This window comes from Magnetococcales bacterium (assembly GCA_015231755.1).
Taxonomy (GTDB): domain Bacteria; phylum Pseudomonadota; class Magnetococcia; order Magnetococcales; family Magnetaquicoccaceae; genus Magnetaquiglobus.
In genome coordinates, this window is the sequence record JADGAZ010000006.1 from 67766 (window position 1) to 92991 (window position 25226).

Annotated in this window: 24 protein-coding genes; 21 read left to right on the top strand and 3 right to left on the bottom strand. The window is 58.2% G+C overall.

What is annotated here, in order from left to right; translation table 11 throughout:
* The first annotated feature begins 32 nt into the window (after nt 1–32).
* The 19 genes from HQL98_05595 to HQL98_05685 all read left to right on the top strand — a co-directional run bounded on the left by HQL98_05595 (nt 33) and on the right by HQL98_05685 (nt 20253).
* Nucleotides 33–1667 (top strand): 4Fe-4S binding protein, encoded by a 1635-nt coding sequence (locus HQL98_05595; GenBank protein MBF0271536.1) that lies wholly within the window; start codon nt 33–35, stop codon nt 1665–1667.
* A gap of 87 nt (nt 1668–1754) precedes the next feature.
* On the top strand, nt 1755–3071 hold the full coding sequence (locus HQL98_05600) for an EAL domain-containing protein (GenBank protein MBF0271537.1): 1317 nt from the start codon (nt 1755–1757) through the stop codon (nt 3069–3071).
* Between the two features lies 1 nt (nt 3072).
* The gene (locus HQL98_05605; GenBank protein MBF0271538.1) at nt 3073–3867 is read left to right on the top strand and encodes a hypothetical protein; all 795 of its coding nucleotides are present in this window, start codon (nt 3073–3075) and stop codon (nt 3865–3867) included.
* Between the two features lie 101 nt (nt 3868–3968).
* Nucleotides 3969–4730 (top strand): 4Fe-4S dicluster domain-containing protein, encoded by a 762-nt coding sequence (locus HQL98_05610; protein ID MBF0271539.1) that lies wholly within the window; start codon nt 3969–3971, stop codon nt 4728–4730.
* Between the two features lie 11 nt (nt 4731–4741).
* Nucleotides 4742–6409 (top strand): FAD-binding protein, encoded by a 1668-nt coding sequence (locus HQL98_05615; GenBank protein MBF0271540.1) that lies wholly within the window; start codon nt 4742–4744, stop codon nt 6407–6409.
* 90 nt (nt 6410–6499) lie between these two features.
* On the top strand, nt 6500–7660 hold the full coding sequence (sucC, locus tag HQL98_05620) for an ADP-forming succinate--CoA ligase subunit beta (protein MBF0271541.1): 1161 nt from the start codon (nt 6500–6502) through the stop codon (nt 7658–7660).
* A 13-nt stretch (nt 7661–7673) separates the two neighbouring features.
* The gene (gene sucD, locus HQL98_05625; protein ID MBF0271542.1) at nt 7674–8546 is read left to right on the top strand and encodes a succinate--CoA ligase subunit alpha; all 873 of its coding nucleotides are present in this window, start codon (nt 7674–7676) and stop codon (nt 8544–8546) included.
* Between the two features lie 66 nt (nt 8547–8612).
* Entirely contained in the window at nt 8613–10331 is a 1719-nt protein-coding gene (locus HQL98_05630) for a 2-oxoacid:acceptor oxidoreductase subunit alpha (protein MBF0271543.1), read from the top strand.
* A complete protein-coding gene (locus tag HQL98_05635; protein ID MBF0271544.1) occupies nt 10331–11209 on the top strand; it encodes a 2-oxoacid:ferredoxin oxidoreductase subunit beta in 879 nt (292 codons plus the stop codon). Before HQL98_05630 ends, HQL98_05635 begins: the two co-directional genes overlap by 1 nt.
* Before the next feature lie 173 nt (nt 11210–11382).
* Nucleotides 11383–12021, top strand: coding sequence for a pentapeptide repeat-containing protein (locus HQL98_05640; protein MBF0271545.1), 639 nt, complete (start codon nt 11383–11385; stop codon nt 12019–12021).
* 7 nt (nt 12022–12028) lie between these two features.
* Entirely contained in the window at nt 12029–12325 is a 297-nt protein-coding gene (locus HQL98_05645) for a succinate dehydrogenase assembly factor 2 (GenBank protein MBF0271546.1), read from the top strand.
* Nucleotides 12326–12490: 165 nt separating this feature from the next.
* Nucleotides 12491–13132 (top strand): adenylate kinase, encoded by a 642-nt coding sequence (locus HQL98_05650; protein MBF0271547.1) that lies wholly within the window; start codon nt 12491–12493, stop codon nt 13130–13132.
* Nucleotides 13133–13270: 138 nt separating this feature from the next.
* The gene (locus HQL98_05655; GenBank protein MBF0271548.1) at nt 13271–15298 is read left to right on the top strand and encodes a sodium-translocating pyrophosphatase; all 2028 of its coding nucleotides are present in this window, start codon (nt 13271–13273) and stop codon (nt 15296–15298) included.
* A 207-nt stretch (nt 15299–15505) separates the two neighbouring features.
* Nucleotides 15506–17728, top strand: coding sequence for an NADP-dependent isocitrate dehydrogenase (locus HQL98_05660; protein MBF0271549.1), 2223 nt, complete (start codon nt 15506–15508; stop codon nt 17726–17728).
* 71 nt (nt 17729–17799) lie between these two features.
* Nucleotides 17800–18237 carry a hemerythrin family protein gene (locus HQL98_05665; GenBank protein ID MBF0271550.1) on the top strand — a complete coding sequence of 146 codons (438 nt, stop codon included), beginning with the start codon at nt 17800–17802 and terminating at the stop codon, nt 18235–18237.
* A gap of 259 nt (nt 18238–18496) precedes the next feature.
* Nucleotides 18497–18760, top strand: a complete 264-nt coding sequence (locus tag HQL98_05670; GenBank protein ID MBF0271551.1) for a hypothetical protein — start codon at nt 18497–18499, stop codon at nt 18758–18760.
* A gap of 64 nt (nt 18761–18824) precedes the next feature.
* A complete protein-coding gene (locus HQL98_05675) occupies nt 18825–18971 on the top strand; it encodes a hypothetical protein (protein MBF0271552.1) in 147 nt (48 codons plus the stop codon).
* A gap of 26 nt (nt 18972–18997) precedes the next feature.
* A complete protein-coding gene (locus tag HQL98_05680) occupies nt 18998–19168 on the top strand; it encodes a hypothetical protein (GenBank protein ID MBF0271553.1) in 171 nt (56 codons plus the stop codon).
* 485 nt (nt 19169–19653) lie between these two features.
* Nucleotides 19654–20253 carry a response regulator transcription factor gene (locus HQL98_05685; GenBank protein ID MBF0271554.1) on the top strand — a complete coding sequence of 200 codons (600 nt, stop codon included), beginning with the start codon at nt 19654–19656 and terminating at the stop codon, nt 20251–20253.
* A 348-nt stretch (nt 20254–20601) separates the two neighbouring features.
* Here HQL98_05685 and HQL98_05690 read toward each other — a convergent pair whose 3' ends face one another.
* Together HQL98_05690 and HQL98_05695 are read right to left on the bottom strand one after the other, a co-directional pair.
* Entirely contained in the window at nt 20602–21561 is a 960-nt protein-coding gene (locus tag HQL98_05690) for an OmpA family protein (protein MBF0271555.1), read from the bottom strand.
* Between the two features lie 109 nt (nt 21562–21670).
* Nucleotides 21671–23404 (bottom strand): EAL domain-containing protein, encoded by a 1734-nt coding sequence (locus HQL98_05695; GenBank protein ID MBF0271556.1) that lies wholly within the window; start codon nt 23402–23404, stop codon nt 21671–21673.
* A gap of 143 nt (nt 23405–23547) precedes the next feature.
* On the opposite strand from HQL98_05695, the gene HQL98_05700 reads away from it, so the two are divergent.
* The gene (locus HQL98_05700; GenBank protein ID MBF0271557.1) at nt 23548–23901 is read left to right on the top strand and encodes a hypothetical protein; all 354 of its coding nucleotides are present in this window, start codon (nt 23548–23550) and stop codon (nt 23899–23901) included.
* Here the strand turns inward: HQL98_05700 and HQL98_05705 are convergent.
* Nucleotides 23844–24455, bottom strand: coding sequence for an arylesterase (locus HQL98_05705; GenBank protein ID MBF0271558.1), 612 nt, complete (start codon nt 24453–24455; stop codon nt 23844–23846). The genes HQL98_05700 and HQL98_05705 overlap by 58 nt on opposite strands.
* Before the next feature lie 97 nt (nt 24456–24552).
* On the opposite strand from HQL98_05705, the gene HQL98_05710 reads away from it, so the two are divergent.
* A complete protein-coding gene (locus tag HQL98_05710) occupies nt 24553–25221 on the top strand; it encodes an ABC transporter ATP-binding protein (protein ID MBF0271559.1) in 669 nt (222 codons plus the stop codon).
* The last annotated feature ends 5 nt before the right edge of the window (nt 25222–25226 follow it).

Here is a 25226-nt window from a genome sequence, read left to right on the forward strand (position 1 = left end):
CGGCTTGTGGCCGCGCCCCATGGAGGATCGTCATGACTCAGCGAGCGTTAATCTATTCCTCAGCCACTCCCCAATGGTACGACGCCGATCGCGCCAGGGAGATCATGAGCGCCTACAATTCAGGCGCCGGATCCGGGCAGCCGGCCGACAAATTCGTGGCCTGTTCACTGGTTCCTGCCGGTACGGGTTCGTATCGGGACTTTTCCTACATTGCGCCCGATCTGCCCGAATACGATGCCAGCCATTGTGTCGCCTGCATGGAGTGCGTCCAGAACTGTCCCGACTCCGCCATCTGGGGCAAGGTGTTGCCCCCGGATACGGTGGAAAAGACCCTGGAAGCCTTTGGTGAGGAGAACGACAAGCTGCTCTTGCGGGAACAGCTTGTCCAGACCACCAAATTCTGGAAAACTTACGACAAGAAAAAGAGCAAAGGTTCCGACACCCCCGGAGGAGCCTGGTTCGGCATTTTCGTCGATCCCACCAAGTGCAAGGGATGCGGCGAGTGCGTCACGGCGTGTGGCAGTCACAACGCCTTGAAAATGATCAAGAAAACGCCGGTCAATCTGCCGTCCTACTTCACCATCTGGGAGTTTTACAAAAAAGCTCCCGATACCCCGGAGCTGTACATCAATCCGAAGCTCAAAGTGGATATCATGCTTCGGGACGGGGCCAATCAGTATGTGGGTGGCGCCGGATCCTGCATGGGATGCGGCGAAACCTCGGTGCTGCGTCAGTTCCTGGCCATGACCCATGCCAAGGTGGGTAACAAGTATGGCATCGTGGCCAATACCGGCTGCAATACGGTGTATGGTTCCACCTATCCGTACAATCCGTTCCGGGCGCCGTGGGTCAACTCCCTGTTTGAAAACGGTCCCACCGTGGCCATGGGCATCCGCAGCCACTGGGATCAGATGGGCAAACAGGATCATCAGCTCTGGGTGGTGGGCGGCGATGGTTCCATGCTGGACATCGGCTTCCAGTCTCTGTCCCGTATGCTTACCTCGGGCATGAACATCAAGGTCCTGGTCCTGGATACCCAGGTCTATTCCAACACCGGCGGTCAGACCTCCACGGCCACCTTCATCGGTCAGGATGCCAAGATGTCGGTGCATGGTTCCCATGTGCAAGGCAAGTGGGAACGGCGCAAGGAGATCGCCAACATCGCCTTGATGCATCCCCGCGTGTTCGTGGCCCAGACCGTGGGACCGATGATCAATCATTTCTACAAGTCCATCGAGCAGGCTTTGGAGTTTGATGGCCCGGCCTTGATCAATGTGTACACCACCTGTCAGCCGGAACATCAGGTGGCCGATGACCTTTCCAATACCCGGGCGTTGATGGCCGTGGAATCCCGGGCCTTTCCGGTGTTCATTTACGATCCGGATGCGGGTCCGACCCTGGCTTCCCGGCTCTCCTTGCAGGGCAATCCTTCGATGCGCCGGGACTGGCACATTAAGAAAGATGCCAATGGCGAGGAAAAACCGGTGGATTTCATCGCCTTTGCCAGGGGTGAGGGGCGCTTCCAGAAACAGTTTGATGCCAATGGCCAGCCCAGCGAGGTTCTCAAACGCTCCCAGCAGGATCGGTTGATGAACTGGCGTCTGTTGCAGGAGTTGGCCCGGATCCAGAACGAAGACTGGATGGAAGAACTCGAACAGAATGGATAATCGATCAGGGATCATGTATGATCCTGTCCAAAAGGCCTCATGAGGCCATTTCAATATCAGACGGATCATGGGGAAGGAGCAAAAGCGATGGAGGATCGGGTCATCAGTACCCCGGAAGGTAACTCCCCCGGAGGTTTGAAGTCCACCAATTTGGATATGCTGGAACGACAGATCTTCCAGCGCGATGGCGTGTTTCAGGCGGATTTCCACTCCTGGCGGGTGGGGACCTTTTTTCAACGGGTCTACAGCACCACCCATCAGCGTGGTGTGGGTTTCGAGGCGTTTTGCCGCGCCATCGAGCCTGATGGCATGACCCGTTCGGCTTCATCCATCTTTTCGTCCATCTCCGATCCGGAAGATGTGATCCAGATGGATCGTATGCGTATGTTGTTGCACTTCAAGAACTTCATGGCCTCCGAGATCGAGGATCGCTGGCTGATCACCAATCTTCACCCCCGGGTCATGCTGGGCGTGAAGGATCCGGACGTGAAATTTCTGGCCGAGGTGCTGGAACATACCGGATTCCCGCCTCACCAACTGGTGATCGCTCTGCGGGAGCATGCGGGCAATTTTGAAACCGTCCTGACCCGCACCATGGCCCAGCTCAAAGAGTTGGGATGTCTGGTGCTGTTTGATGATTTCCGCGCCGAATCGGCCAATCTGGATCGTTTGTGGCGGTTGTCGCCGGATATCGTCAAGCTGGATCGCTCCCTCATCGACAACGCCTTGAGAAGTGGTCGAGCCAAACGCATGTTGTTCAAACTGGTCTCCCTGATTCACGCCTCGGGTGGACTGGTGTTGATGGAAAAGATCGAAACCGAACAGGAGGCCTTCCTGGTGATGCGCCTGGAGGCCGATTTTGTCCAGGGACGTTATTTCGGCAATATGGAAAGTCGCGCCACCCGGCGCAGTGCCGTGGACTGGGATGGCGCCTTCCGCAATCTGGCCTCCCATTGTGAACGGGAGGTGTTCAAGGAGGTCCATCACCACAATCTGGAGATGGGGCAATACACCAACGAGTTCATGGAGTGCGCCTGGGCTGTGGCCGATGATGTTCCTTTGGAAGAGGCCGCGATCCGTCTGGTGAAAATGAATGGTGTGGAGCGGGTTTACCTGTTGGACCACAAAGGTCTCCAGGTCAGCCAGAACGTCTTTCCCGAAGAAAAACTCAAACGGGTCGATCCCCGTCACAAGCCGTTGTGGGACTCCTATGGCGCCACCTGGACCCGGCGTACCAGTTTCTACAGCGCCATTCAAAATCCGGGGGTGGTGCAAATTTCGCCCCCTTATCGCTCCAATACCAGTCTGAACATTTGCACCACCCTTTCGGTGTCGCTCCGCAAGGGCAGTCATGCCTATGTTCTGTGCTGCGATGTGGAGTGGAATGAAGACAAGATTTTCTGACATGACCTCTGACCTGATCACAACCGTCCGCGATCAACTGAAACGATCGCGGACCCTCCCGACCCGGATCGATCTGCCGCTGAATCCTGAGGATTCGTCGCCCGGTCAGGCGTCTGGAGGGGTCTTGAAACTGGAGGAGTTCGAGCAGGAACTCCTCCTGTCCCCCTTGTTTACCCCCGGACAGGCGGAACGCGCCGCCTGTGAACCCGTGCTGCCCCGTGCTGGACTCACAGGCGAAGAGGTCGATCTTCTGATCGCCACCCTGGCCCGGGAGACCCCCTGTTTTCCGGTGACTTCGGGACAACGGAGTGGTTTTTGTCCGGTGCCCGAGGTGGTTGTGGCCCGTTATGTCCGTCTGTTGGGGCTGGATCAGCCGGTCTCGGCGGAAGCTTATGAATGGATCGATTCCCGGTTGGTGGGCGCGGACCGGGATTGGGTCATGAGTCTGGCCCGTCGTCTTGTGTGGCAAACTCCCAGCAGCGGGGAGTTGCTCTCCCGGGTATTGCGGGTCATGGCCCAGGGCAGCGCCATCACCACGGACAAGATGGGATTTGTGACCGAGTTTGTGCGTACCTATCGCTGCTTCACCGAGTCGGAGTTGATCCGGGGCTTGAAAAGCCTGATTGAATCCTACCGCATCGACGCTGACCATCCCACCTTCAACAATCCGGCCCTGGAAGACAAACAGGGTGAGTCCATCCGCTCCCATCATTGCGACGAGGCCGTGCGCCTGCATCGCGTGGCCATGGCACGGGAGCTTCTCGCGGATTTTGGAAAAAATTCCAGGGTGCCTTGATCCTGGACCCGGTTCGTGGCATTCTTCACCCGTTTGATCGCATTCACGTAATTATGGATGATTGATTGGGTTTATGGAAGAAAGCCAACCTCGAACGGGTCATGGCCGGATCATTGAATACAGCAACTCATCCCCCTTTCACGGTTTCCATTCGTTACGACGAGACTTGGCTGGAAGTCCCGTCCGGTAAAACCATTCTGTCCGCACTGGAGTCGGTGGGCATCGGCATGGTGCGGGGAGTGGGGTGCCGAGGCGGCATCTGTGGCGCTTGTGCGGTTTTGTATCGGGTTCCGGCCCAATCCCATACCATGTCCGCCGGTCTGATGTGTCAAGAGACCGTGCAACCGGGGATGGAGATTCTTCCTCTGCCTCATGTTCCCCATAAAAAAGTTCCCCACCACCTGGACCTCCCGGAGGATGAAACTCCGGCCTATCATGTTTTGCGTCTGTATCCCGAGGTCAATCACTGTGTGATGTGCGGTGAGTGTGTGCGCATGTGTCCCATGGATATCGATGTCATGGGATATGTGGGCATGATCAAACGGGGCGATCTCAAGGCCGCGGCCCGGGAATCCTTTACCTGCATTGGTTGTCAACTGTGCGTGATCCGCTGTCCGGCGAGCATCTCCCAGCCCAATGCGGCCCTGGCCGCCCGCCGTTGGTATGGCGGTCATCAGGAACCCCGCGCCGACCATTTGACCCGGATGCTGGAAAAGGTGGATTCCGGGCGTTACACTTCGGTTTTCCGCTGGATGCGGCATATGGATTCCATGGAGTTTCAGGCGCTTTATCTGCGTCGGGAACGGGAACCGGATGAGTCTCCTCCCGGTACTTGGCTGCCCGAAGATCAGTCGCTTCTCTAGGCTCCGACTCCATGACAATTCCACCCTTGAACGTCTTTCCCGAAGCCCTGCGCGACTCCGCCCGAATGGTGCAACGGACGCGGGAGAGTCGTTTGACCCGTCGTCGCATGGGGGAGCGGATTGAGGCGTTGTCGTTGTCGGATCGTCGCGCCATGCTGGAGGAGTTCCATCCGGATCACCGGGTGGAGGGGCGTGGGGTGTTGTCCATCGGCCCCTCCAAGGGGATCGCGGTGCCGGTGGAACTGGTGGCGTTGCTGGAAGCGTGGCCCAGGCCCGTGGTCATGCCGTTGCTGGAGAAGAGTCGCGAAGCCGGTCTGCTGGTGCCGGAGGTGACCACCGATGTCTTGGTGATCGGCGGTGGCGGGGCCGGTACGGCGGCGGCCATTGTCGCCGCCGAGGCCGGAGCCCGGGTGATGGTGGTCACCAAACTGCGTCATGGGGATTCCAATACCGTCATGGCGGAAGGCGGCATGCAGGTGGCCGATCACGAATGCGACTCCCCGGCCCAGCATTTCCTGGATGTGATGGGAGGGGGTCATTTCAGCAGCAATCCGGAGTTGGTGGAGGCCCTGGTCACCGAAGGACCGGCTGTGCTGCGTTGGCTGGAATCCTTGGGCATGTTGTTCGACAAGTACCCCACAGGCCGTATGAAGGTGCGTCATGGGGGAGGCACCTCCCGCAAGCGGTTGCACGCTGCCGGAGATGTCACGGGGCTGGAGATGATGCGGGTACTCAAGGATCGCATGGAGTGTTTGAATGCGGTCACGGTCATGCCCTTTGCCCCGGCGGTGGAACTGCTTTCGGATGAAAACGGTCGGGCCGTGGGGGCGATCCTGGAACAGTTGCCCAGTGGCAGACCCCTTGTGGTCGGAGCCAAGGCTGTGGTACTGGCCACCGGTGGATTCGGTCGGCTCCATCTGAGCGGGTTTCCCACCTCCAACCATCACGGGGCCACGGCGGATGGTCTGGTTTTAGCCTATCGGGCCGGTGTTCCCCTGCGGGATATGCAGAACTGTCAATATCATCCCACGGGGGTGGTATTTCCGGAAAAATTGACGGGTCTGCTGCTCACCGAAAAGTTTCGTGGACTGGGGGCGCAACTCCTCAATCGCCACGGGGATGAATTCGTGTTCAGCCTGGAACCCCGGGATGTGACCACTGCCGCCATCATCCGGGAGTGTTCCGAGTTCGGCAATGGGGTGAACGTGCCCAGTGGCGCGGTGGGGGTGTGGCTGGATATTCCTCTGATCGACCAGATTCATGGCCGGGGCACCATCGAACGGGAGTTTCCGGGGCGTTTCAAAGAATATTTGCGCATGGGATTGGATATACGTCAGGTGCCGTTACTGGCCTATCCCACGCTTCATTATCAAAACGGCGGGGTGGTGATCTGGCCCAATGGCGGCACCGACATGCCGGGACTGTTTGCCGCCGGGGAGATGACAGGCGGGGTGCATGGTCGTAACCGTCTGATGGGTAATGCATTATTGGAGATTCTGGTTTTTGGCCGTCGGGCCGGGGCCAGCGCGGCTGCGTTCGCCAAAGGCGTGAAGCATGCCCAGGAACCGGGATTGGGCCATCTGGATGCCTATCTGGATCAATTGATGTCTGCAGGCATTCAACCGGGGCAAACCTCTCCCCGGTTGTTGCCGGCTTATGGGACGGTGCGTCCGATTTGAAGTCGATGATGGGGTGGACCGCCCGATTTGATGACTGCGAACGCAGGGAGGCTTGGACTTTGACCGTTGGAGTGAAACAGGTGACAGAATATGAACATTCATGAATATCAGGCTAAGAAAATTCTGGCCGGCTTCGGGGTGAAGGTTCCCCGTGGTCATGTCGCTTTTACCCCGGAAGAGGCTGTGAACGGAGCCAAGGAGTTAGGCTCATCCGTGTTCGTGGTCAAGGCGCAGATTCATGCCGGAGGCCGTGGCAAGGGTGGTGGTGTGAAGGTGGTCAAAAGCGTGGACGAGGTGCGTGAAGAGGCCAAACGCATGCTCGGCATGACGTTGATCACCAAACAGACCGGTCCCGCCGGCAAAGAGGTGAAGCGGATTTATGTGGAGGAGGGATGCCGTATCGCCCGTGAGCTGTATCTGGGCATGGTGATTGATCGCGCCACGAGTCGTGTCACCATGATGGCTTCCACCGAGGGAGGCATGGAGATCGAAGAGGTCGCAGCCCGCACTCCGGAAAAAATTCTCAAAGAGGCCATTGATCCGGCGGTGGGATTCCAGGGCTATCAGGCCCGGAATCTGGCCTTCGGTCTGGGTCTGGTGGGTGGACAGGTCAACAAGGCGGTGCAGTTCATGACCGCCTTGTACAACGCCTTTGTCGCCACCGACGCCTCCTTGGCGGAAATCAATCCCCTGGTGGTCACCGAAGACGGGGATGTGATGGCCCTGGACGCCAAAATGAATTTCGATGGCAATGCCCTGTATCGCCACAAGGATTTGGTGGAGTTGCGGGATCTGGACGAGGAAAATCCCCGGGAAGTGGAAGCCTCTCGGCATGATCTTAACTACATCAGCCTGGATGGCACCATCGGGTGCATGGTCAATGGCGCGGGACTGGCCATGGCCACCATGGATATCATCAAGCTCAAGGGGGGCAGTCCTGCCAACTTCCTGGATGTGGGGGGTGGTGCCACCACGGAGTCGGTGACGGCGGCCCTGCGGCTGATTCTCTCCGATCCCAGCGTCAAGGCGGTGTTGATCAACATCTTTGGTGGCATCATGCGCTGCGACGTGATCGCCGATGGCGTGGTGGCCGCGGCCCGACAGGTGGATGTGCAGGTGCCCCTGGTGGTCCGGCTCGCCGGAACCAACGTGGATCTGGGCAAGGAGATTTTGCGTCAGTCGGGTTTGGCCATCATCCCCGCAGACGACCTGGACGACGCCGCCGCCAAGGTGGTGGCATCCATTCAATAAGGGAGGGTTTTCCATGAGCATTTTGGTTGACAAGAATACCCGGGTCATCTGTCAGGGCTTTACCGGGGCCAACGGAACCTTCCATTCCGAGCAGGCCATCGCCTATGGCACCCAACTGGTCGGAGGTGTCACGCCGGGCAAGGGTGGAACCCGTCATCTGGATCGTCCGGTCTTCAACACCGTGGCCGACGCGGTGCGTGAGACCGGTGCGGATGCTTCGGTCATTTTCGTGCCGCCCCCCTTTGCGGCGGATGCCATCCTGGAGGCCGCGGACGCCGGTTTGAAACTGGTGGTGTGCATCACCGAGGGAATCCCGGTGCTGGACATGGTCAAGGTGAAACGGTTCCTGGCGGGTCGCGTCACCCGTCTGGTGGGTCCCAACTGTCCTGGGGTGATCACGCCGGGAGCCTGCAAGATCGGTATCATGCCGGGTCATATCCACAAGGTGGGCAACGTGGGTGTGGTCTCTCGTTCCGGCACCCTCACCTACGAAGCCGTGGCCCAGACCACCGCCGTGGGATTGGGGCAGAGCACCTGTGTGGGACTGGGTGGAGATCCGATCAATGGCACCAATTTCATCGACTGTTTGTCGATGTTCCAGGATGACCCCCAAACCGAGGCGGTCATCATGATCGGTGAAATCGGCGGTACCGCCGAAGAGGAGGCCGCGGCCTGGATCCGGCAGCACATGACCAAGCCGGTCACCGCCTTCATCGCAGGAGCCACGGCACCCAAGGGTAAACGCATGGGTCACGCCGGGGCGATCATTTCGGGTGGCAAGGGGACCGCTGCCGAAAAATTCGAGGCTTTGGAAAAGGCTGGCGTTCACATTGCCCGCTCACCGGCCGAGATGGGAGTTGTTGTCAAACAGTCGTTGAAAAGCTAGGATGGACAGTCGCCGCCCCAATTTCGATTGGGGCGGCATACTTTTTCGGAAGGAAAGGAACGCTCGATGTCTAAAGCAAATGACCTGATCATCCGGGTTGCCGGAGAGGGGGGCGAGGGAATCATCTCGACCGGTGATTTCGTTGCCGCAGCCTGTGCCCGGGCGGGCTTGGAGGTGTATACCTTCAAGACATTCCCGGCGGAGATCAAAGGGGGGTATGCCATGTACCAGGTTCGGGTCAGTTCCGAACGGGTGTACAATCAGGGTGACACCTTTGATGTTTTTTGCGCCTTTAATGGTGAGGCCTACGAGCTGAACAAGCATCTCCTCACCCCGGGGACCGCCTTTGTCTATGATTACCCGGGGGGAGATTTTCAACCCGACGCCATCCCGGAAGGGGTGATCGCCTATCCGATCCCCATGTCGCAGGCTTCCAAGGAGTTGGGTTCGTATCGTTCCAAGAACATGGTGGCCATGGGTGCCCTCTCGGTGCTGTTCAACATCAGCGAGGAGACCTTGAAGCAGGTTTTGACCAACAAGTTCAAAAAGAAGGGCGACGAGATTCTGGGCTTCAACCTGAAAGCCTTTGAAAAGGGTAAAGAGCTGGGCGCCGCCTTGCAAAAGCAGGATGAGTGGCGGGTGGCGGATCCGGTGGAACCCAAGGATGTGATCATCATCTCCGGCAACGACGCCGTGGGCATGGGCGCTTTGCTGGGCGGACTGGAATTTTTCGCGGCCTATCCCATCACGCCGGCCACGGAAATCGCCAAATTTGTGGCCATCCACATTCCCAAGCTGACCGGAACCCTGGTGCAGGCCGAAGACGAGATCGCCTCCATCGCCCAGGTGTTGGGTGCCTCCTATGCCGGTCGCAAAGCCATGACCTCCACCTCAGGTCCAGGGCTTTCCCTGATGAGCGAGTTGCTGGGTATGGCTTCCATGGGTGAAATTCCCGCGTTGGTGGTGGATGTGCAGCGTGGTGGACCGTCCACGGGTCTGCCCACCAAACATGAGCAATCGGATCTGTTTTTGGCCATTCACGGCACCCACGGTGATGCGCCCCGGGTGGTGCTGTCGGTCGAGGACGTGAAAGACTGCGTGGACATGACCGTGGACGCCTTGAATCTCGCCGAACAGTATCAGTGCCCGGTGATTTTGTTGTCCGACGGTTCGCTGGCCTTTTCCACCCAGACCATTCCCGCGCCCAAGCCGGAGAACTATACCCTGGTCAATCGCAAACGGTGGGATGGGGAAGGCAAGTATTTCCGTTATGCCATGACCGAAGACCTGATCTCCCCCATGTCCGATCCGGGCACTCCGGGAGGCGAGCATATCGCCACGGGTCTGGAACACGGTGCCAGCGGCGCGCCGTCCTGGTCGTCGGAAAATCACGAGGCCATGCACCGCAAGCGGTTCGGCAAGATCAGCGGTTTGGTGAATACCTACAAGCCGGTGGAAGTGGATGGCGAAGGCGAAGCCGATGTGGGTATCATCGCCTGGGGCAGCACCATCGGTGTGGTGCGCGAATCCATCATGCGGTTGCGGGCCGAGGGGATCAAGGTCAAGGGATTCTATCCCAAGCTGATGTGGCCCATGCCTGTGGCTCAGTACGAGGCTTTCGCGGCCACCTGTAAAAAGATTCTGGTTCCAGAGGTCAATTTCCAGGGTCAACTGTCCCACTTTATCCGTGCGGAAACGACCATTCGTCCCATTCCCTACACCATCTGCGGCGGGCTGCCTTTCAATCCCGCGATGATCGTGAATAAAGTCAAGGAGGTGCTCTGATGTCCGTCGCCGCGTTGCACAAGAAAGAGATGGCTCCCAAAGAGTACAAATCCGACGTGAACGTTGTCTGGTGTCCGGGGTGTGGGCATCATGGCATCTTGAACGCGATTTTGCGCTCGTTGTCCGAACTGGGTGTGGATCCGACCAATCTGGTCAATGTGTCCGGCATCGGATGTTCTTCCCGCACGCCCTATTTCATGCAGTCTTACAAGATGCACACCCTGCATGGTCGCGCCGGACCGGTGGCGACTGGGGTTCAGTTGGCCCGTCCCGACCAGTTGGTGTGCGTCACCGGTGGCGACGGCGATGGATTTGCCATTGGTGGGGGTCACATGCCCCACATGGCCCGCCGGAATGTCAACCTGACCTACATCCTGTTTGACAACGGCATCTATGGCTTGACCAAAGGGCAGTATTCTCCCACCTCTCGCCGGGAGTTGAAGGCCTATACCACCCCCTATGGCGGTCCGGACGATCCCATGAATCCGTTGCTGTACATGCTCACCTACGGGGCCACCTATGTGGCTCAGGCCTTCGCGGGCAAGCCCAAGGTGTGCGCGGATCTGATCAAGGGCGCCATGGAACACAAGGGCTTTTCCTATGTGAACATCTATTCCCAGTGCGTCACCTACAACCGCATCGATACCATCCAGTATTATCGGGATTTGATGCGGGAGATTCCGGCGGATCATGATCCTTCGGATCTGAGCGCCGCCATGGAACTGGCCCGTGGTGACACGGAAGGACATCGTCCCATGGGACTGCTGTATCAGGTGCAGCGGGAGACCCTGGACGAGCGTCTGGCCGCGATTGTGAAACAGGTCGGTGGACATCCGGATTTTGATCGGAACAAGATCATCAATCAGTACCGTCCCTGATCGCATACGGGTTGCGAAGCGGGTGTCCCCTTTTGGGAGGATCGGGAAGGGGACACCCGCTTTCAGATTTTGTATGTGGATCGCAACCAGTTTTCCACCTGGATGGCTGTGTTTTTCTGTGCTAGACTGTCTCGACAGTAATTTAATTGTAAATCCATTATTTCGATAACGCCATGCGACGCTTTACAGAAAAACAGGACTTGATGGATGCGTTCGGCACACCGGGCGGAACGCTGGTGGATGCGGATTTGTCGTTCATTCAAGTAGAGGGTGTGGATCTTTCCGGGATGGATCTTTCCGGGGCCAATCTTTCCGGTGGGGCCTGGGTAGATGTCAACCTGGACGGGTGCGACCTGAGCAACGTGCATGTGGTGGAGTCCCAGTTCACCCGGGTGAATTTTCGGCGTACCCGACTTGATCATGCGTTGTGGCAGCGTGTCGAACTGAAGGGGTGTGCCTTCGAGCAGGTCGAAGCCTCTGAAGCCTCCTTTTTCTTGAGTGTGATGTCCGACACCGATTTCCGTCATGCGAAGTTGATCAAGGCGCAATTTCTGGAAACCAATCTGGATCGCGCCGATTTCACGGGTGCGGATCTGTCGTTCGCCCAGCTGCGGGAATCTTCCCTGGAACAGACCCGGTTCATCTCTTGTGATTTGCGTGGCGTGGATTTTCGCAAGACCAATCTGCACCACGCCGAGTATCGTCATGTCTGCACCGACGACGCCTTGTATTATGGCAAACCCCCCTGGGGTGGAGAGACCATTCCCGGACGGGATTGGGTGCGTGATCTGTTGGTCTTTGACGGAGAGTGACGAAACCATGCCATTTCCGGAAGTGCCGATGGCCCGGAGCAGTGCGCAACGACGTTTGGTTTATCTGGCGAGTCGTCGGGCCATGGCCGAGATGGAGCGCATTCTGCACCGGTTTCTGGTCAGGGAATTGACGGAACTGGACGATGGCCAGTGCCAGCGTCTGGAATCCTTGCTCAATCGTGCCGACGCGGATTTGATGGACTGGATGGCTGGTCTCAAGCCGATGCCGGATGACCTGGAAGCCGATCTCCTGGCCCGTCTGATGGTGCATTCCCGGGAAGAGGGAATGGCCGTGGGGGAGTGAGGGGGATGCTGTTTTTTTGGCCGGGGTGCGTTTTAGGGTATGACAAGCGCGTGGGAATCGTTTACCATCATTATTTTTTGAATTGCAAGACTGGCTCAATCTCAAGCGATTGGCTTACCTTTTAAACAATTTTCACACCATTATCCCCATTGCAAGGAGTGAGGCATGAATCTGATTTTTATGGGACCTCCCGGTGCCGGAAAGGGTACCCAGGCACGTCAAGTTGCTGAAAAATATGGAATTCCTCAGCTTTCCACCGGTGACATGTTGCGGGCCGCGGTCAAGGCCGGCACCCCGGTTGGATTGCAGGCCAAAGCCGCCATGGAAAGCGGTGGTCTGGTGACCGACGCCATTGTGGTCGGGATCATCGGCGACCGGATCGCCGAGGCCGATTGCGCCAAGGGTTTCATCCTCGACGGCTTCCCCAGAACCGTGGGACAGGCCCAGGCCCTGGACAGCATGCTGATCGAACGTGGCCTCAAGATCGATCAGGTCATCGACATCACCGCCGCCGACGAAGCCCTGGTGGGTCGCATCACCGGTCGTCGCACCTGCGGCAAATGCAGTGAGGGTTACCATATTCAGTTCAAGCCCACCGCCCAGGAGAACGTCTGCGACAAGTGTGGCGGCGCCCTGGTCACCCGGGCCGACGACACCGAAGAGACGGTGCGCAACCGTTTGTCGGTCTATCATGCCCAAACCGCCCCGGTGCTTGATTTCTATCGTGGCAAGGGGGAGATCAAAACCGTGGACGGCATGCAGGACATGGGCGTGGTTTTTGACGCTTTGTGCGCTATTATCGGTTAAGCAAGAACTGGGCCATTTATGATCAATCCTCTCTTGAGATTTTCTATAAAGAGGGGTGACATGTCAGGAAAAATCAGGAAATCCGCGTCAGCGGGATTGTAAAACCATTCATCGGGTAAGGGGTTTGAGGCTATGGAAATGTCGATGGGAGCGTTGTACTTCGCCATACTGTGCGGAATCGGCGCAGTGGTGTACGGGTGGATGACCAGGGAGTGGATCCTTGGCCTGCCCACTGGTACGGATCGGATGCGGGAAATTTCGGGGGCCGTGGAAGAGGGCGCGCGTGCTTACATGCGTCGTCAATACACCACGATCGGCTATGTGGGCGGCGTGCTGTTCATGCTCATGGCCATGTTCCTGGACCTGAGCACGGCCATGGGTTTTGCCGTGGGCGCGGTGCTCTCCGGAGCTTCGGGCTTCATCGGCATGGGCGTGTCGGTCAAAGCCAACGTGCGCACCGCCGAAGCGGCCAAGAATGGCCTGGACGCGGCGTTGCAGGTGGCCTTCCGGGGTGGTGCCATCACCGGCATGCTGGTGGTGGGTCTGGGCCTGCTGGGTGTGGCGATCTTCTTTTTGATCCTCATCAAGGCAGCCGGCGGCGGCAACATGTCCCAACTGCTCAAGCCGTTGGTGGGTGTGGCCTTCGGTGGCTCGCTGATCTCCATCTTCGCCCGTCTGGGTGGTGGTATCTTCACCAAGGGCGCGGACGTGGGTGCCGATCTGGTGGGTAAAGTGGAAGCCGGCATCCCCGAGGATGACCCACGCAACCCGGCCGTGATCGCCGACAACGTGGGCGACAACGTGGGCGACTGCGCTGGCATGGCCGCCGACCTGTTCGAGACCTATGTGGTGACCGTGGTGGCCACCATGCTGCTGGGCGCCCTGCTGCTGCCCAAGTTCGGCAATGCCTTGGTTTATCCGTTGGTGCTGGGTGGGGTTTCCATCATCGCCTCCATCGTCGGTGTCTATTTCGTCAAGTATCTGCCGGGCAAAAAGATCATGACCGCTCTGTATCGTGGTCTGGTCGTCTCCGGCGCCATCGCCGCCATCATCTATCTGCCGATCACCAAGTGGATCATGGCGGGCAATGGCCAATACAGCGTGGGGGCCATCTACGGCGCCACATTGATTGGTCTGGCCCTCACCGCCGCCATGGTGATGATCACCGAATACTACACCGCCACCGAGTACCAACCCGTGCGTGACATCGCCAAGGCCTCCGAAACCGGCCACGGCACCAACGTCATCGCCGGTCTGGGCGTCTCCATGAAGTCCACCGCCGCTCCGGTTCTCGCCGTGTGCGCCAGCATCCTCGCCGCTCATGAGTTGGCCGGTCTGTACGGCATCGCCGTCGCAGCCACCTCCATGCTCTCCATGACCGGCATCATCGTCGCCTTAGACGCCTATGGCCCCATCACGGACAATGCCGGCGGCATCGCCGAAATGGCCAATCTGCCCTCGGAAATCCGTGACATCACCGATCCTCTGGATGCGGTGGGCAATACCACCAAAGCGGTCACCAAAGGCTATGCCATCGGTTCCGCCGGTCTGGCCGCCCTGGTGCTGTTCGCTGACTACACCCATGAACTGGAGAAGTTCGCGCACGGCATCACCTTCAGCCTGTCCGATCACTTGGTCATCGTGGGTCTGTTCATCGGTGGTCTGATGCCTTACCTCTTCGCGGCCATGGGCATGGAAGCCGTGGGACGTGCGGCGGGCAGCGTCGTGATCGAAGTGCGTCGTCAGTTCCGGGAAATCCCCGGCATCATGGATGGCACGGGCAAGCCCGACTATTCCAAGGCCGTGGACATGCTGACCAAAGCCGCCATCTCGGAAATGATCGTTCCTTCCTTGCTGCCGGTACTCGTGCCGGTGCTGGTCGGTTTCGCTCTTGGGCCGCAGGCTCTGGGTGGCGTACTCATGGGTACCATCATCACCGGTATCTTTGTGGCCATCTCCATGACCACCGGTGGTGGCGCCTGGGACAATGCCAAAAAGTACATCGAAATGGGTAACTTTGGCGGCAAGGGATCCGAAGCCCACAAGGCGGCGGTCACCGGTGACACGGTGGGCGACCCCTACAAGGATACGGCTGGCCCGGCGGTCAACCCCATGATCAAAATCACCAACATCGTGGCCCTGCTGATCGTGGCCCTCATCGTCTGATTGTTGTTTATCCTGCCAGTCGTAAGGTCGGTCCCTTTTCATCCCGGGGGCCGACCTTCGGCTTAAGCTTCCACCAAGGGGTTCATCACTCGGTGGCTACGCTTGACAACCCGGTGCCATTCAATGAAGGATCGTCGCGCCCGTTCTTGCAATAGCCCGGTTGTCAGTCCATCCGCAACAGATTCTACCTTCAGGAGCTCAAGTACGATGTCACAACCGGATATCATCTACACCAAGGTCGATGAGGCCCCCGAACTGGCCAGCGGTTCTTTTCTCCCCATCCTCCAATCGTTTACCCGCGTGGCAGGCATCACCATCGGGACCAGGGACATCTCACTCGCGGGACGGATCATCGCCAATTTTCCGGAAAAATTGACTCCGGCGCAAAGACAGCCCGATGATCTGGCCGAGTTGGGTGAACTGGTCAAAACTCCGGAAGCCAATGTTATCAAGCTCCCCAACGTCAGCGCCTCGCTTCCCCAGTTGAAGGCCGCCATCAAGGAGTTGCAGTCCCAGGGATATGACATCCCCGATTTTCCGGACGATCCCAAAACCGACGAAGAGCGCGAAGCCCGGGCCCGCTACGACAAGATCAAGGGCAGCGCCGTCAATCCGGTCCTCAGAGAGGGCAATTCGGATCGTCGCGCTCCGCTTTCCGTCAAAGCGTTCGCCAAAAAGAATCCCCATAAAATGGGTGCCTGGAGTCCGGATTCCAAAACCCATGTCGCCACCATGACCAGCGGCGACTTTTTCGCCAACGAAAAATCCCTGACTGTCGGTGATGCGTCGGTGGGCAATGCCCGCATCGAGTTCGTGGGTGCCGATGGCGCGGTCACGGTGTTGAAGGACAAGGTGCCTTTGAAAAAGGCCGATGTCATCGATGGCACCTTCATGAGCGTCAAGCAGTTGCGTGCGTTCCTGGCCGAGCAGATCGACGATGCCAAACAGCAGGGTGTGCTGTTCTCGTTGCACTTGAAAGCCACCATGATGAAGGTCTCCGATCCGATCATGTTCGGACACGCGGTGACGGTCTTCTTCAAGGATCTGTTCGACAAACACGCCGCCACCTTCGCCCAACTCGGCGTGGATCCCAACAACGGTTTCGGCGATGTGCTCGCCAAGATCGCCTCGCTTCCCGAGGCGCAACGTCAGGAGATCGAGGCGGACATTCAGGCCGGTTTCGCCAACGGTCCGACCCTTTACATGGTGGATTCGGATCGGGGCATCACCAATCTGCACGTTCCCAGCGATATCATCATCGACGCTTCCATGCCCGCCATGATCCGTAACGGTGGCAAGGGTTGGGGTCCGGATGGCAAGGCCAAGGACACCAAGGCGGTGATTCCGGATCGTTGTTATTCCGGGGTGTACGATGCCACGGTCAATTTCTGTCGGAAAAATGGTGCCTTCAATCCCGCCACCATGGGCAGCGTGCCCAATGTGGGGCTGATGGCCCAAAAAGCCGAGGAATATGGCTCCCACAATACCACCTTCAAGGCTCCTGGCAATGGGGTGATCCGCGTCATCGACGCCGCCGGCACCACCCTGATGGAGCATACGGTGGAAACGGGTGACATCTGGCGCATGTGTCAGGCCACCGATGCGGCGATTCAGGACTGGGTGAAACTGGCGGTCAATCGGGCCCGTCTGACCGGGACGCCGGCGGTTTTCTGGCTTAATGAGGCCCGTCCCCACGACGCCCAGTTGATTGCCAAGGTCACGGTCTATCTCAAGAATTACGACACCTCGGGTCTGGATATACGCATCATGACCCCGGAGGATGCCGCCACCCTTTCCCTGCAACGCATGAAAGATGGCCAGGATACCATTTCGGTCACGGGCAACGTGTTGCGGGATTATCTCACCGATCTGTTCCCGATCATGGAACTGGGTACCAGCGCCAAGATGCTCTCCATCGTTCCGTTGATGCAGGGTGGTGGACTGTTCGAGACCGGTGCCGGCGGTTCCGCGCCCAAGCATGTGCAGCAGTTTGTGGAAGAGGGGCATTTGCGTTGGGACTCTTTGGGTGAGTTTTCCGCCTTTGGAGCCTCGCTGGAACATTTGGCCCAGACCCGCAACAATCCCAAGGCCGCGGTTTTGGCCAAGACCCTGGATTTGGCCATCGGCAAGCTTTTGGACAACAATATGTCTCCGGGCCGCGCTGTGGGCGAGAACGACAACAAAGGCAGCCACTACTATATCGCCAAGCACTGGGCACAGGCTTTGGCCGATCAGAACGAGGACGCCGAGCTCAAGAGTCATTTTGCCGCCATGGCCCAGCAGATGGCCAGCCAGGATGCCCGGATTCTGGAAGAGTTGAAGATCGGCCAGGGATCGCGTATCGACCTGGGTGGTTATTATCACACCGATCCGGCCAAGGTGGCTGTGGCCCAGCGCCCCAGCCCGACCTTGAACGCCATTATCGGTTGATCGTGTTTTGACCTCATGGGCCATGAATCCGTGTTTGGCGGATTCATGGCCCTTATCGGGAAGACGTGTCCATGTCAGATCACCGACGGAGTCGCATGCCGGAGCAATTTCGATTGGGGTGTCCTTCCATCGACACCCAGCACGAGTTGATCTTTGCCATGTATCATGAACTGCTTCGCTCGCAACAGCAGGGCGAGGACAGCTATGAACTCGAATTCGTTTTTCTCTCCCTCAACAGTTATGCGGGCACCCATTTCAGGCATGAAGAGGATTTCATGCGTGCCTGCGGGTTTCCCGGCACGGAATTTCATATCCGTGAACACCGCAGTCTGGCCCTGCAGGTAGGTCAGTTGCGGGGTCGGTTTGTTCTGGCCGGTTCCCAGGAGGAAAAACGGGCCATCGCCGGGGAAGTGGCGGTTTTTTTGCTCGGCTGGTTGGAACATCATATCGCCGAAGTGGATCGGGAGTTGTGTGAATACCTGCTTGAACAGGGAATCGACACGCCTTGAGGGGCTGGTGACTGGATTCCGGGTTTGAGTGGTCCATCTTGAATGTTTGGTTCTGCCGTTTTTTTCGGAAATGGCCGTCGTCATCCATTTTTTCCGGTTTTGCTCTCCGCTGGCCCGTCGGCACGCTGTTCTTGACTTTCCAATCCTGAATCCTGAGTATACAATCCGAACTGGAAAAATCCTGAAACGGGATGTTTTTTTGTTTTTCAGGTGTTTTTGAGTTGGTATGGATTCGATCATAGGATTTGGAGATGAAAAAATGACCATTCAAGAAAACTATTGCGATACCTTTGGCAATATTGTTGTGACCGGCAATATTGTGCGTATCGAATTGTCCACCCTGGATCCTACCAGTCCGGATCAGAACAACCTGAAGCTGGAAACCCGATCCCGGCTGGTGATGCCGCTGGATGGCTTCTTGCGTGCCTATGGCATGAGCCGGCAGGTGATCGAGAAACTGGTGGAAGCCGGGGTGTTGCGTCAGACTCCCGCGGCCTCTGGGGGGACGGCCACCCAATCCTGAGGGTGGGGTTGTTTGGAAGAAAGCAAATCGGGATGATGGACTCAGGAGGGATGGTGGGGGCTGGGTGCGCGACCAGATCGATCGGCATGTCGCAGTCGAGGAGAAACGGGATTGGTTCTTCAATCTTTTCCCGGATTCCTTCTGGATCCTGGGTGGTGATGGGGTGTTGAACCGGATCTATCCCGCCTTGGCCGTGGCCTTGTTGGGATAGACGGGATCGCCTGTTGCAGGCCGGCCATGGCCGAGGAGATCACGGCCCGCAAAAAGGCTGAAGCCGAATGGTGGGCTGCCAAGAATCTATTGCACCTGCAAATCGCCTGCATCAATCGCGTTCAGGGATTGTTGTTCATTGAGGCGTCCCATCCCGACGCGCTGTCTTATACCGGTTGTTGGAAAATCTGCGGTTGATCGGCAGTGTGTATGGTTTCATCACGGAAACCGTGCCCACGGAGGATGGATCGTTGGTGTGGCGTGATTTGTCTATCTCCTGTCTGGTTGATGGCGCGGTGATTCATGCTCCGTTTGTGGACGCTGATCGTACCCGGGGGGCGCGTGGGGAGGTTGATGATGGTGTGGATTTGTGGTCAATGGAGTCAGGCAGGTTGTTTTGGAATGGCTGGAGATTGAAGTGCTAATTAATTAATGTTAATTTGTGGTTTTCTGAGGGGCCGTTCTTGTTTTGGGAGCAGAGTGGACGGATTCGGTGCTTGGCGGAGTGGATTCTTTTGCTGTTGTGTCATGATGTTTGGCGATTTTTTTGCGGAATTTTCATAATTGATGTGAGACAGACCGTGCGGAAATGGGGGGGGGTGTGATAACATTCCCGCATGATTTGGAAATGGGCAGGGGAATATCAAATGATTAGAATTATAATAATTGATGATCATGGTGTTATGCGTGATGGGCTGAAATCCCTGATCGGGCCGGAAATGGATATGTGTATTGTCGGTGAGGCGGAAACCGGCGGGCAGGCCCTGGCCCTGATCGGGAGCATGGATTGGGATGTGGCGTTGTTGGATGTCAATCTGCCGGATATCAACGGGTTGGAGGTGTTGCGACAGGTGCGGGCCTCCGGATGTGACCGGAAGGTGCTGATTTTAACCATGTATCGGGATTTTCATCTGGCCAGAAGATTGATGCACAGCGGGGCCAGCGGTTTCATCGATAAGTCGTGCTTGTCGGGAGAACTGTTGCAGGCCATTCGGGTGGTGGCCCGGGGAGAGTTTTTTCTGACCGAAGATGTGAGAAATCATTTTTCCGAGCATGCGCCCCAGGCGCAATTCGGTCTGCCCCACGACCGGCTTTCGGCGCAAGAGTTCAATATTCTGCTGTTGATTTCCCGTGGATACACGGTCTCCCGCATCGCCGAGGAGTTGCATCTCAGTCCCAGCACGGTGACCACCTATCGTCGTCGCATCAAGGAAAAGCTCGGTATCGAAGGCTCGACAGCGGATCTGGTCCGTTATGCCATGGAGAATGCCTTGTCGCTTTAGTTGGTTCAAGGGGAAAGGCGGGAGGGTGGCATGAGAATCCCCCGGTGCGGTGTTTGCCCCGTGGATGGTCGGCGTGTTGAGTGTGGTCATCATCCCTGACGGTGCCTTGAAGCCCTTCGACAGCAGTTCCGGGCGTTGTGCAACTCCCTGGTTTCCTCCTGGATCGTTTTGGTGATTTTCATTCCGGCATTGGCCGGGATGATCTGGCTGTAATGCCGTACCCAGTGGCCACAGGAAGGTATTGATTGGCGGGGTAGCAGCCAGGAGGGAGAGAACCAACCCTGTGGCGCGGAAAGGGATTATTTCCGCGCCACAGCACGTTGAAACATGGGCGTTGCGGTCCGGCTGTTACGGGAGGGGTTTGAGTTCCACCCGTCGGTTGATGGCGCGGCTCACCGGGTCATCGGCTTTGGCCAGGGGTTGGGAGAAGCCGTAGCCTTTGGAGGTGAGGCGGTCGGCGGCAATGCCGCGGGAGGCCAGAAATTCCCGTACCGCGTCGGCCCGTTGTTGCGACAGGAGGAGATTGGCTTTTTCGCCTCCGATGTTGTCCGTATGTCCTTGCACTTCGACTTTCACTTTCGGATTGTCCGCCAGCACATCCACAGCCCGATTCAAAGTGGGCAGGGAGGTGGATTCGATTTTGGCGCTGCCAAAGGAGAACTGGAGATTTTCCAGCACCCAGCATCCCATCTGGTTGACCCGCGCCCCGATCGGGGTGTTGGGACATTTGTCCATATCGTTGTTGACCCCGTCGGAGTCCGCATCCAGGGGGCAACCGGTGGAATCGACCGCGGCGCCGTGGGGCGTGTTGGGGCACTTGTCCCGGTCGTCCGGAACCCGATCATGGTCGGAGTCCAGCGGGCATCCCATGGCATCCACCTTGACATCCCGGGCGGTATCCGGGCAACTGTCCTGGTAGTCCGGGACGCCGTCCAGGTCGCCGTCGAAGGGACAGCCGGGACGACCGATGGGGGTTTCGACCCGACCGAAATGTTCCGCCTGCCAATAGACCTTGACCCCTTTGGGGGTGCCGGGACATTCATCGCGATTGTCGAAAATGCCATCTCCATCCGAGTCGATCCCTTCTCCGCAGAAATAGCACTGGGTTCCGATGGAAGACAGGGATTGGTTGCCGGTCTGGGGATGCCATTGAAGCTGACCGTTGTTGCCCGTCCAGCCTTCGTTGATACGGGGCGAGGCGACTTGCCAGCTTTGCACTACCTGTTGTTGAGGAACGCAGGACGCCACCCCCAGGGAGAGGATACCCATGGAGAGCAAAGCCAGGGTTGAACGACGGGTCGATTTCATTGGAGTGATCCCTCAAGCTAAAAGATTTGGCCGGATGGATGAAGACGGCATGATCATGTTTGGAATATAATTCTCGCGGATTAAGCGCGTTGATGCAATGGTTATTCAGTCATCCCGTCAGTCCTATGGAAAAGGTTTTGCCGAGGATGGATTCAAATCCGGCGGCGTCCACCGGTTTGTGGAACAGGTAGCCCTGACCCATCTGACAGCCCCGGGTGCGCAGAAAATCGGCTTGATTGGCGGTTTCGATCCCTTCGCCGATCACTTGGTGGTGCATGGCGTGGGCCAGGGAGAGAATGGCCTGGATCAGGATGCTGGTTTCCGGATCCACGGAGATGTCGGGAATGAAGGTTCGGTCGATCTTGATACCGTTGACCGGCAGGCGTTTGAGCACGCTCAAGGAGGAGTAGCCGGTGCCGAAGTCGTCCAGCCACAGATTGACCCCCAGGCGGCTCAGATGGTTGAGCATGGCCATGGCCTTGTCTTCGTCTTCGGAGAGGATGTTTTCCGTGATTTCCAGGACCAGGGCGGTGGGGGGCAGACCGGTGGCGCGGAGGATGTCGGGGATTTTGTCATCCGTGGAGAGTTCCCGGCAGCGGGTGCAGGAGATGTTGACCGAAATGAGGAAATCCTGGCTGTCCGGTCTTTGACGCCATTGCTGGGCCTGGGCGCAGGCGGTCTGGATGGTCCAGGCGGTGATCTGGCTGATCATGCCGATCTCTTCGGCCAGACGCACGAAAGTGCCGGGAGAGACGCTGCCACGGGTGGGATGCTCCCAACGCAGGAAACTTTCCGCGCCGATCAGTTTTCCGGAGGCCAGATTGATGATGGGTTGATAATGGACCACCAGTTGATTGCGTTCCAGGGCGTGGTGGAGATCTTTTTCCAGGGCCATGCGCTCTTCGGCTTCAGCGTGCATGTCCGGGGTGTAGAAACGATAGGCGTTGCGTCCGTCGCTTTTGGCGCGGTACATGGCGGTATCGGCGTTTTTGAGCAGACTGTCCAGATCCTGGGCATCGTCGGGACACACCGTGACCCCCACGGAACCGGAAATGAACGCCTCTTGTCCCATGAGAATGAACGGCTTCACCAACTGGGAGAGAATTTCGGCGGCCACCCGTTCCGCGAAGGGACCCCGGGCCATGTCCGGCAGGATCACGGTGAATTCGTCTCCGCCAAGGCGGGCTACGGTATCGGATTTGCGTACACACGACAGCAGGCGTTTGGCGGTCTGACGCAACAGGTCATCTCCGGCGGCGTGACCCAGGGTGTCGTTGACCCATTTGAAACGGTCCAGATCGATGAACATCAACGCCACCCGACTGTTGGCGCGTTTGGCGCGGATCAGTTCCCGGTTCAGCCGGTCCAGGAACAGGCTGCGGTTGGGCAGGCCGGTCAGGGTGTCATAGTTGGCCTGACGGCGCATCTCCTCCTCGCCCCGTTTGAGTTGGGTGATATCCCGCAAGGTGGTGATCAGCGCGGGTGCCCCCTGAAACAGGGTCCAGCCCGTGGCGGTATCGATGATCGCGCCCCGGTCGTCGCAGCGGGTCAGTTCCATGTCGGCGGTCCAACGGCGCTGGGTCATGGGAGGCTGGTCGTCGATGGATTGCAACAACCGTTTCCAGGCGTCGTTGTTGAAAAACGCGATCAAAGACGTACCGATCAATTCATCGGCCTCTCCAAGCCCTAAAATGGCCGCTGTGACTCGATTGGCCAGTAGAATGATGCCGTCACGATGGATCAGGAGTCCATCCGGCAGATTTTCGATCACACGCCGGCAATCGTCCAGGCTGGTTGGTCCGGTCACGTCACCGGTCGTCGGAGTGTCGGGATGATCCGTCATGCTGTTCTTCCTTAAGATTTGGTGATCCGCCCATCTTGATATGTATTGCTGAATGACGAGATGGAATGATAGCAAAGATCGGATCGTTTTTGATACCCCGCAAGCCGCCATGGGGCATGCGATTTTTTGAAACGAGGTGATGCATGGGTTTGTTTGGAGGGGTTATCCTGCTGATTTCCTTTGTTCTGGTGCTGGTGCCGTTGCTGGGGGGCTATTTGACGGTGTTGCCCGGTGTTCTGGCTTTTTTTGTGGGGCGGGCCAGCGCGCCCGCCGCGTTGATCGGGGTGGGAATCAACGCGGTGCATCTTTTGTTTCTATCGGACTTCATCCGGTTCAATGCCATGGCCGGCCTGCGGGATGGGATCTATCGGCCGACGCTGATCTACGTCGGATTGGTGCTGGTACAGGTGGCGTCCGGGTTGGTGATCGGATGGCGTCATTATTTCGGTCGGGAGGATTGGGCCGAGGATGCCGATTCCAATCGCGGCGACAGGTGACGCCAGACATTCTCCAACACCACCCGATAGCCGGCCTCCGTGGGATGGATGCCGTCGGGTTGGTTCAAGCCGGGCTTGCCCGCCACCCCCTCTAGAAAAAAGGGAATCAGTTCCGCTCCGCTCTCTTCCGCCACCTCGGGATAGATGGCCTGAAACCGGGAGTCGTGACCCGCTCCGTAGTTGGGGGGCAGACGCATGCCTCCCAGCAGCAGGAGCGATACCCCGGACTGGCGCAACCGGGTGGTGATGGCCAGCAGATTGTGTTTCATGTCGGTCAGATCCAGTCCCCGCAGTCCGTCGTTGGCCCCCAGAACCACGATGGCGATGGTCGGCTTGGAGCGCAGGGACCAATCCAGACGACGCAGGGCGCCGGCTGTGGTATCCCCGGAGAGTCCGGCGTTGACCACCCGGTGGGGATATCCGTGTTCCCGGAGTTTGTTTTGCAGCAAGGCCGGATAGTCGGCTCCCGGAGGCACGCCGAAACCGGCGGTGAGGCTGTCTCCAAGACAAAGAATCACCGGGGTTTCAGAGGCGGTTGCCAGGGTTGCGCACATGAGCAAAACTCCCATAACAAGGGTGAGGGACAACCGTGCACCACGGGTGTGACGGTGAAAAGGTCGGAATGGACCAGACAGGGACAGGGAGTGGAAGATGATCATCTTGGAATCCGTGGAGTATGCGGTGGTTCATGCCGGGCGACCTCTGGAGATCCTGCGCGGGGTGGATCTGACGGTGGCTTCCGGCGAGATCGTCGCTTTAACCGGGCCGTCGGGGAGCGGCAAAAGTACGCTTCTGGCTTTGATCGCCGGGGTGGAGCGGGCCACCAGGGGGCGGATCCGGGTCGATGGCCAGGATTTCGCCGGTCTCACCCATGATGATCTGGCCCGGTTGCGGGGTGGACGCATGGGGATTGTCTTTCAGGATTTTCATCTCATCACCACTCTGACCGCGTTGGAAAACGTGGCCCTGCCCCTGGAGTTGGCCGGCGTCCGGGATGCCATGGAACGGGCGCAGGTCATGCTCGATCAGGTGGGACTGCGTGATCGGGCCGACCATCGACCTTTGGAGATGTCCGGCGGAGAGCAGCAACGGGTGGCCATCGCCCGTGCTTTCGTGGCTCGTCCCGCGTTGATCCTGGCCGACGAACCGACCGGCAATCTGGATCTGGAGACCGGAGGGCGGATCGTGGCGCTGTTGTTTCGTTTGGCCCGGAGTTGGCAAGCCGCCATGGTGCTGGTCACCCACAATCCGGAATTGGCCGCCCGTGCGGATCATCACTATCGACTGGACGCGGGAACACTACAAAAAATGGCGCCGTGAGACAA

What these genes read in the sequence shown, in the direction of transcription:
- HQL98_05630 (MBF0271543.1), top strand. Translation starts at nt 8,613, where the DNA reads ATGTCTAAAGCAAATGACCTGATCATCCGGGTTGCCGGAGAGGGGGGC.
- HQL98_05640 (MBF0271545.1), top strand. Translation starts at nt 11,383, where the DNA reads ATGCGACGCTTTACAGAAAAACAGGACTTGATGGATGCGTTCGGCACA.
- HQL98_05685 (MBF0271554.1), top strand. Translation starts at nt 19,654, where the DNA reads ATGCGTGATGGGCTGAAATCCCTGATCGGGCCGGAAATGGATATGTGT.
- HQL98_05670 (MBF0271551.1), top strand. Translation starts at nt 18,497, where the DNA reads ATGACCATTCAAGAAAACTATTGCGATACCTTTGGCAATATTGTTGTG.
- HQL98_05615 (MBF0271540.1), top strand. Translation starts at nt 4,742, where the DNA reads ATGACAATTCCACCCTTGAACGTCTTTCCCGAAGCCCTGCGCGACTCC.
- HQL98_05645 (MBF0271546.1), top strand. Translation starts at nt 12,029, where the DNA reads ATGCCATTTCCGGAAGTGCCGATGGCCCGGAGCAGTGCGCAACGACGT.
- HQL98_05680 (MBF0271553.1), top strand. Translation starts at nt 18,998, where the DNA reads ATGGCCGAGGAGATCACGGCCCGCAAAAAGGCTGAAGCCGAATGGTGG.
- HQL98_05600 (MBF0271537.1), top strand. Translation starts at nt 1,755, where the DNA reads ATGGAGGATCGGGTCATCAGTACCCCGGAAGGTAACTCCCCCGGAGGT.
- HQL98_05690 (MBF0271555.1), bottom strand. Translation starts at nt 21,561, where the DNA reads ATGAAATCGACCCGTCGTTCAACCCTGGCTTTGCTCTCCATGGGTATC.
- HQL98_05635 (MBF0271544.1), top strand. Translation starts at nt 10,331, where the DNA reads ATGTCCGTCGCCGCGTTGCACAAGAAAGAGATGGCTCCCAAAGAGTAC.
- HQL98_05605 (MBF0271538.1), top strand. Translation starts at nt 3,073, where the DNA reads ATGACCTCTGACCTGATCACAACCGTCCGCGATCAACTGAAACGATCG.
- HQL98_05650 (MBF0271547.1), top strand. Translation starts at nt 12,491, where the DNA reads ATGAATCTGATTTTTATGGGACCTCCCGGTGCCGGAAAGGGTACCCAG.
- sucD (MBF0271542.1), top strand. Translation starts at nt 7,674, where the DNA reads ATGAGCATTTTGGTTGACAAGAATACCCGGGTCATCTGTCAGGGCTTT.
- HQL98_05710 (MBF0271559.1), top strand. Translation starts at nt 24,553, where the DNA reads ATGATCATCTTGGAATCCGTGGAGTATGCGGTGGTTCATGCCGGGCGA.
- HQL98_05610 (MBF0271539.1), top strand. Translation starts at nt 3,969, where the DNA reads ATGGCCGGATCATTGAATACAGCAACTCATCCCCCTTTCACGGTTTCC.
- HQL98_05705 (MBF0271558.1), bottom strand. Translation starts at nt 24,455, where the DNA reads ATGTGCGCAACCCTGGCAACCGCCTCTGAAACCCCGGTGATTCTTTGT.
- HQL98_05655 (MBF0271548.1), top strand. Translation starts at nt 13,271, where the DNA reads ATGTCGATGGGAGCGTTGTACTTCGCCATACTGTGCGGAATCGGCGCA.
- HQL98_05595 (MBF0271536.1), top strand. Translation starts at nt 33, where the DNA reads ATGACTCAGCGAGCGTTAATCTATTCCTCAGCCACTCCCCAATGGTAC.
- HQL98_05700 (MBF0271557.1), top strand. Translation starts at nt 23,548, where the DNA reads ATGGGTTTGTTTGGAGGGGTTATCCTGCTGATTTCCTTTGTTCTGGTG.
- HQL98_05695 (MBF0271556.1), bottom strand. Translation starts at nt 23,404, where the DNA reads ATGACGGATCATCCCGACACTCCGACGACCGGTGACGTGACCGGACCA.
- HQL98_05660 (MBF0271549.1), top strand. Translation starts at nt 15,506, where the DNA reads ATGTCACAACCGGATATCATCTACACCAAGGTCGATGAGGCCCCCGAA.
- sucC (MBF0271541.1), top strand. Translation starts at nt 6,500, where the DNA reads ATGAACATTCATGAATATCAGGCTAAGAAAATTCTGGCCGGCTTCGGG.
- HQL98_05665 (MBF0271550.1), top strand. Translation starts at nt 17,800, where the DNA reads ATGTCAGATCACCGACGGAGTCGCATGCCGGAGCAATTTCGATTGGGG.